5 protein-coding genes are annotated in these 4,155 nt (G+C 62.8%); all 5 read left to right on the top strand.

The features are described 5' to 3' along the window. The coding region (locus AC1DUU_RS24975) for a L,D-transpeptidase family protein (protein ID WP_476786062.1) at positions 1 to 423 on the top strand (423 nt) is incomplete at its 5' end. 176 nt (positions 424 to 599) lie between these two features. Continuing rightward, on the top strand, positions 600 to 1,901 hold the full coding sequence (glyA, locus tag AC1DUU_RS24980) for a serine hydroxymethyltransferase (RefSeq protein ID WP_476786063.1): 1,302 nt from the start codon (positions 600 to 602) through the stop codon (positions 1,899 to 1,901). A gap of 201 nt (positions 1,902 to 2,102) precedes the next feature. After that, positions 2,103 to 2,567 (top strand): transcriptional regulator NrdR, encoded by a 465-nt coding sequence (gene nrdR, locus AC1DUU_RS24985; protein WP_476786064.1) that lies wholly within the window; start codon positions 2,103 to 2,105, stop codon positions 2,565 to 2,567. 3 nt (positions 2,568 to 2,570) lie between these two features. Beyond that, complete coding sequence (gene ribD / locus AC1DUU_RS24990) at positions 2,571 to 3,692, top strand: bifunctional diaminohydroxyphosphoribosylaminopyrimidine deaminase/5-amino-6-(5-phosphoribosylamino)uracil reductase RibD (protein WP_476786065.1); 1,122 nt, start codon at positions 2,571 to 2,573, stop codon at positions 3,690 to 3,692. Beyond that, positions 3,692 to 4,155, top strand: a 464-nt coding sequence (locus tag AC1DUU_RS24995; RefSeq protein ID WP_476786066.1) for a riboflavin synthase, incomplete at its 3' end; no start/stop codon positions are given. The genes ribD and AC1DUU_RS24995, both read left to right, overlap by 1 nt.

Genomic DNA, 4,155 nt, shown 5'->3' on the forward strand with positions numbered 1-4,155 from the left:
AATGTCGACTGGTCGACGGAAGAGGCGGCGAAATATCGCTTCCGCCAGGACCCCGGCGCCAACAACGCGATGGCTTCGGTCAAGATCAACTTCCCGAGCCCCGACGGCGTTTATATGCACGACACGCCGCAGCAGAGCCTGTTCGGCAAGATGATGCGCTTCGATTCGTCGGGCTGCGTGCGCGTCCAGAACGTCCGCGACCTTGTTACCTGGATCCTGCGCGACACGCCGGGCTGGAGCCGCCAGCACTTCGAGCAGACCATCAAGTCGGGCGAGAACACGCCCATTCCGGTCACCAACCCCGTACCGGTCTACTTCACCTATGTCTCGGCATGGTCGACGGGCGACGGAGTCGCCCAGTTCCGCGACGATATCTATGGCCTCGACGGTGTTGATGAGCTGCAGATCACTTCTGCACTCTGAGCTAGCCACAACCATTTTTGAAAAGGCCGTCCTTTGGGGCGGCCTTTTTTGTTTGAGTGCCCTATGGCGCAAAGCGACAACGAAATTTCGCGCTGCAAACGTGGCGACGCTGGGGCAAGTGTGTTAATGGCCCGCCGAACCTCCCCGATGCCCTCCGGACTAAAGGATCTTCCGCAATGGCCGCTTCGAAACACCTCGAATCCTTCTTTGGAACCCCGCTGTCGGAGGCCGATCCGGAAATCTTCGGCTCGATCCGCAATGAGCTTGGCCGCCAGCGTCACGAGATCGAGCTGATCGCCTCGGAAAACATCGTTTCCCGCGCCGTTCTCGAGGCGCAGGGCTCGATCATGACCAACAAATATGCCGAGGGTTATCCGGGCAAGCGCTACTATGGCGGCTGCCAGTTCGTCGACGTTGCCGAGGAGCTCGCCATCGAACGCGCCAAGAAGCTGTTCGACTGCAAGTTCGCCAACGTCCAGCCGAATTCCGGCAGCCAGATGAACCAGGCCGTGTTCCTGGCGCTGCTGCAGCCGGGCGACACCTTCATGGGCCTCGACCTGAATTCGGGCGGTCACCTGACCCATGGTTCGCCGGTCAACATGTCCGGCAAGTGGTTCAAGGTCGTCTCTTATGGCGTTCGCAAGGACGACAATCTGCTCGACATGGACGAGGTCGCGCGCCTTGCCCGCGAAAACAAGCCGAAGCTGATCCTTGCCGGCGGCACCGCCTATTCCCGCATCTGGGACTGGAAGCGCTTCCGCGAGATCGCCGATGAAGTCGGCGCTTATCTGATGGTCGACATGGCCCACATTGCTGGCCTGGTTGCCGGCGGTGTGCATCCGTCGCCGCTGGCGCACGCCCATGTCGTCACCACCACCACGCACAAGTCGCTGCGCGGCCCGCGCGGCGGCATGATCCTCACCAACGACGAGGACATCGCCAAGAAGATGAACTCGGCGGTGTTCCCAGGCCTGCAAGGCGGCCCGCTGATGCATGTCATCGCTGCCAAGGCGGTGGCTTTCGGCGAGGCGCTGAAGCCCGAGTTCAAGACCTATGCGGCAAATGTCGTCGCCAACGCCAAGGCGCTGGCCGCGAGCCTCAAGGACACCGGCCTCGACATCGTTTCGGGCGGCACCGACAACCATCTGATGCTGGTCGACCTGCGGCCCAAGAACGCCACCGGCAAGCGCGCCGAGGCAGCCCTTGGCCGCGCCAACATCACCTGCAACAAGAACGGCATTCCTTTCGATCCGGAAAAGCCCTTCGTCACCTCGGGCGTCCGTCTCGGCACCCCGGCCGGCACGACTCGCGGCTTCGGCGAGGCCGAGTTCCGTGAGATCGGCACGCTGATCACCGAAGTGCTGGACGGCCTCAAGGCTGCCAACTCGGACGAGGGCAACGCTGCCGTCGAGGCGGCGGTGAAGCAGAAAGTCGTCAGCCTGACCGAGCGCTTCCCGCTTTATCCTTATCTCGGCTAAGATGCCGGGCCGGGGAGGGTGCGAAACCATCCCCGAAAGCTTTGGAGCCCCATCCCGACATATAAGGGGTGGGGCTTTTTTGCTCTTTCGGCGGTGGTCGATCGGCAAATGCGGTCTCCACATCCTGGGATGATGGTTCCGATTTCCGGGCCGATGGGTTAAGCCTTTCACGGTCGAGGATTCGAATGACAAGGCTGAACGATGCGTTGCCCATATTGCCAGTCTGAAGACACGCAGGTGAAGGACTCTCGTCCGGCCGAGGATGGCGCTGCGATCCGCCGCCGGCGCATCTGCCCGGTCTGCGGCGGACGCTTCACCACATTCGAGCGTGTTCAACTCCGCGACCTCGTCGTGCTCAAGAAATCCGGACGCAAGGTGCCGTTTGATCGCGACAAGCTTGCCCGCTCGGTCGAGATCGCGGTGCGCAAGCGTAATGTCGATCCCGAGCGCATCGAGCGTGCAGTGACCGGCATCGTCCGTCAGCTTGAAAGCTCCGGCGAAAGCGAAATCCCTTCCGGCGAGATCGGCCGGCTGGTCATGGAGGCGCTGAAGTCGCTCGATGRCGTTGCCTATGTGCGCTTCGCCTCGGTCTACCGTAACTTCCGCGAGGCCAAGGATTTCCACGAAGTGTTGGGCGAGCTCAAGGGCGACGAGGAAGCCAGCTGAGCAATGGTCTACGACGCATCCACGCAGGACAGGATAGACCGCCGTTTCATGGCAGCCGCACTTAGGCTGTCGCGAAAGCACCTCGGACTGACTTCGACCAACCCGGCGGTGGGCACGTTCATCGTCCGGGACGATGGTTCTGGACCTGTTATCGTCGGACGCGGTGTCACCGCCATAGGCGGGAGGCCGCATGCCGAAGCCGAAGCCTTGGCTGAAGCAGGCGACCTGGCGCGTGGCGCCACCGCTTATGTCACGCTTGAGCCCTGCGCTCATCACGGCCGTACCCCGCCTTGCGCCAATGCGCTGGTCACCGCAGGCGTAACACGCGTTGTCGGCGCCGCAAGCGACCCGGATCCACGCGTTTCCGGCAAAGGCTATGCCATCCTCCGAGGCGCCGGCGTCGAGGTCAGGGAAGGTGTGCTTGCCCGCGAAGCCTCCAACCAGCTTGCCGGTTACATGAATCGCTCCGTGAGGAAGCGCCCGGAAGTGATTCTGAAGCTTGCGCTTTCCGCCGACGGCATGATCGGCAGGCGAGGCCAGGGCCAGATCGAGATCACCGGTGAGATCGCTCGCCGCCAGGTTCACATCATGCGCGCCGAAACCGACGCCATCCTGATTGGCATCGGCACCGCCCTTGCTGACGATCCCGAGTTGACTGTGCGTTTGCCGGGGCTCAGGGCGCGTTCGCCGGCGCGCATCGTGCTCGACAGGCTGGCCCGGTTGCCGGCGACGTCGAAACTCGCTCGCTCGGCCAATGATGTGCCGGTGCTCGTCGCCGCCTGTTCGGAAATCCATACGACCAACAGGGCGGAACTGGAGCGCGCCGGCGTGAAATTCCTCGCGACCGAGACCTATGACGGGCGCGTGGCACTGCCCGAACTGCTTGAGGATCTGGGCAATCACGGCATGTCGCGCATCATCGTCGAAGGCGGGGCCGACACAGCGCGCGCCTTTCTCGATGAGGGCCTCGTCGACCGCATCGCACTGTTTTACGGACCCGAAGCGATTGGTCGCGACGGCATTGCAGCGCCTATCGGCCGCGACCATATACCGGCAGGGTTCGAGCTGGTGCGCGAGGCGCGCTTCGGTGAGGACCACTTCGCTGAATGGATAAGGGAAATCTGATGTTTACCGGGATCGTTACCGACGTGGGTACAGTCGCGTCTGCAACTCAGCTCGACCAGGGCGTGCGCCTGCGCATCGACACGGCCTATGATCCCAAGAAGATCGACATCGGTGCGTCGATTTCCTGCTCCGGTGTCTGCCTGACTGTCGTCACGTTGCCCGAAGATACTTCGAATGCTCGCTGGTTCGAGGTCGAGGCCTGGGAAGAAGCACTCCGCCTGACCACGGCGAGCGACTGGGCGTCCGGTCGCAAGATAAATCTCGAACGCGCCCTCAAGATCGGCGATGAGCTGGGCGGCCACATCGTTTCGGGACACGTCGACGGCATGGCCGAGATCGTGGCGCGCGAGGATGAGGGCGAAGCGGTGCGTTTCCGCCTGGAGGCGCCGCGCGAGTTGGCCAAATTCATTGCGCCGAAGGGTTCCGTCGCGCTCGACGGCACGTCGCTGACGGTCAACAAGGT

It is taken from the genome of Aminobacter sp. P4_H6_2, assembly GCF_056400805.1.